The 941-nt window shown below is 37.4% G+C and carries 1 protein-coding gene; it reads right to left on the reverse strand.

Annotated elements, in window-relative coordinates; translation table 11 throughout:
* Positions 1–64: 64 nt before the first annotated feature.
* Positions 65–941, reverse strand: an 877-nt coding sequence (locus H5072_RS20385) for an SUMF1/EgtB/PvdO family nonheme iron enzyme (RefSeq protein ID WP_182738344.1), incomplete at its 5' end; no start/stop codon positions are given.

The following is a 941-nucleotide window of genomic DNA, read 5'->3' on the forward strand; positions in this document are numbered from 1 at the left end:
ATTTATATTTTTTATATCCTTACTATCAACCTTACTTTTACAGTTTGGGCACGCAACGTTCATTTTAATCCTTTAATTCGTCTTTATTAATTTCTCTTAATACTCTAAAACCAATTAAGTCGGCTCTTGCATTTATAGTAAAGCCCATTCTTAGTGAGTGATGTACATGCGGCTGTGGCATAGTCCAACTAGCACCTTTCACCGTTCTATCATTACAATCACCAGTTTTATTTGCAGCAGTAGTACCCGTTACATTGTTATGATTATCTACATAACAGTCTTCCACCCATTCAGATACATTTGAGGTTACATCGTATAAACCAAAAGGGTTTGGCTTTAAAATAGCTACTTGCCAAGGGTGTCCTAAATCAGAGCCTTTTGGGCAACCACCTAAATCTCTATCGCAGTGGTCAATGCCTTGTTTATACTCATTACCCCACCAAAACTTACTACTTGTTCCAGCGCGAGCAGCATATTCCCATTCAACTTCGCTTGGTAATCGATATGTATAGCCTGTTTCTTTGCTTAGCCATTTTGTATAAGCAACGGCATCAAACCAAGATATATTGATCACAGGTTGCTTACCACGACCCCAACCCTCATCGCTTGGGCAAGAGCGTATGCCGGTTTTACAAAATTGGTCATATTGCGCAAAGGTAATTTCAGTTTCACTTAGTGCATAGCTATCTTTTACTGTCGCTTCAAAAATTGGCGCTTCATCTTGAAAAGAACGAAAGTTTTCACCACCTATGGTGCCTGTACCTGGCGGTATTATTACCATATTAGGCGATAATTCACCGTTTTTGAGTGTGTCTTGTATATAAGTAACTTCATGATTAGTGAGTTTGAAACTAGACCAGCTAATATTAAAAAAGCCAACAGAAAACCCAATCAAAACGACAATAACAATGAAATATTTAATTTTTAATCTAGGTAACATA

Origin of the sequence: Pseudoalteromonas sp. SR45-5, from assembly GCF_014163565.1 — a bacterium.
Classification (GTDB): Bacteria; Pseudomonadota; Gammaproteobacteria; order Enterobacterales; family Alteromonadaceae; genus Pseudoalteromonas; species Pseudoalteromonas distincta.